This window comes from Streptomyces sp. NPDC052036, from assembly GCF_040680495.1.
Taxonomy (GTDB): domain Bacteria; phylum Actinomycetota; class Actinomycetes; order Streptomycetales; family Streptomycetaceae; genus Streptomyces.
This window is the reverse complement of record NZ_JBFAWW010000138.1, coordinates 1-1,083: the sequence shown is the minus strand read 5'-3', so window position 1 is coordinate 1,083 and position 1,083 is coordinate 1. Positions and strand designations below refer to the sequence as shown.

Sequence of the window (1,083 nt, the reverse complement as noted above, 5' to 3'; positions counted from 1 at the left end):
GCGTCCGGAGTCCGCGCGACCTGCTCCTCGAACAACACCGGCAGCGTGCCGTCCGCCACCACAGCAGCAGTGTCGTTCCAGTCGGTGAGGACCTGGTCGAGGTGGGTGTCGTCGAGGACCGGCAAAGTGTGTACGGGGGTGTCGGGGGCCTGGTCCAGGGCGTGGACGAGACGGCTGGTGGCAGTGTCCATCAAGGACAGCACCAGGTCCGGATCGATGGGATCGACACACTGCACGGTGAAGACGAACCCGTCACCGGTGTCGTCCACCGACACCGTCAACGGATAGTTGGTCCGCTCCTGCGCGAAGAGGACCTCGATCCCCTCCACCTCCACACCGGCATCCGCCGCACCCGCACTATGACGGTAGTTGAACAACGCCGTGAACAACGGCGCCTCCGCCGGCACCCCGCTCATCCGCTGCGCCAACGCCAACGGAGCATGCTCATGAACCAGCAGCTCCGCCAGATCACCCTGCATGCACCGGACCGCATCCAGGACACCCCTCATGCTGGTGTCGAGACGGACGGGCAGGGTGTTGATGAACAACCCCGGTACCCGGTCCGCACCCTGACCGGCCTGCATCCGGCCGAACAACACCGTCCCGAAAACCACATCCTCACGACCCGAAACCACCCCCACCACCCGGGCGAACATCACATGCAGCACCGTCGCCGCACTCACACCCAAACGCCGCGCCACCTCACGCACAGCGGTGGCAGTGACTCCGTCGAGGGGTTTGCGGAGCTCGGCCACCTCACTGCCGTCACCCCGTACATCAGTGATGCCGAAGGAGGCGGTCGGTTCGGTGACATCACCGAGCAGGCGCCCGAAGAACGCCTCGTGCTCGGCGACCGGGATACCCAGCCTGGCCTGCGCGACGAAATTCCGGAACGGAAGCGGCACCGCAAGCTCCGCCTCCCGACCCTCCAGGAACGCCTGAACCTCCGCGAACAGCACATCCACCGCAGTGTGATCCTGGACCAGATGGTGCACCTGGAGCAACGCCACCCAACGCTGCGAACCCGGCACCACTGCTGTGGTGACCCGCACCAGCGGCGCTGCGGTGATGTCCATGACTGAC

Annotated in this window: 1 protein-coding gene; it reads right to left on the bottom strand. The window is 65.9% G+C overall.

Annotated features, from left to right (window positions below; translation table 11 throughout):
* The coding region (locus AB0L95_RS42255) for a condensation domain-containing protein (RefSeq protein WP_365172009.1) at positions 1 to 1,076 on the bottom strand (1,076 nt) is incomplete at its 3' end.
* Between the last annotated feature and the right edge of the window lie 7 nt (positions 1,077 to 1,083).